We start from the raw sequence: 473 nt of genomic DNA, 5'->3' as shown, positions 1-473 counted from the left end.
TTTGTTTTTGAACATATGTTCTTTTTCTCCTTTACATCCGTTTGTGTTAATGGTATAATTATACTATAGAAACAAAGGGTTATCAAGAGGTTCAACCATATGTATAAATCAAAGCAAATATTAATATCTAAGAGGAAAGAACCAGAACTATATACTTACCTTGAAGACTTAGGATTTCTTGCTAAGAGTCTTTATAATGCGTCTTTGTTTCGTATACGACAAAACTACACCGGCAGATGGAAAGAAGCTCTTTCAGAAAATGAAGAGTTTGTAGCAGAAGAAATCAGGCAAGTCTTAAGTCGTTATCCCCATCTGCAAAAGCCTAAGTCTGTACTTACTTATACCTTCCTTGAGAAGTTAATGCGAGTAACCGAGAATCCAGATTTCTTTGCAGGACTTCCCATGCAAAGTGCGCAAGCGGTTGTTAAGCAAGCTGTTACGGATTTTAATAACTGGTTAGCAGCTAACAAGGA

1 protein-coding gene is annotated in these 473 nt (G+C 36.2%); it reads left to right on the top strand.

Annotated features, from left to right (window positions below; all coding sequences use genetic code 11):
- Positions 1 to 99: 99 nt before the first annotated feature.
- Positions 100 to 473 (top strand): hypothetical protein (locus D0T66_RS16080; protein WP_221412243.1); only part of this gene is annotated, 374 nt, incomplete at its 3' end.

The sequence above is a fragment of the Dysgonomonas sp. 25 genome (assembly GCF_010501075.1).
Classification (GTDB): domain Bacteria; phylum Bacteroidota; class Bacteroidia; order Bacteroidales; family Dysgonomonadaceae; genus Dysgonomonas.
This window is presented reverse-complemented; position numbering and strand designations above follow the sequence as displayed.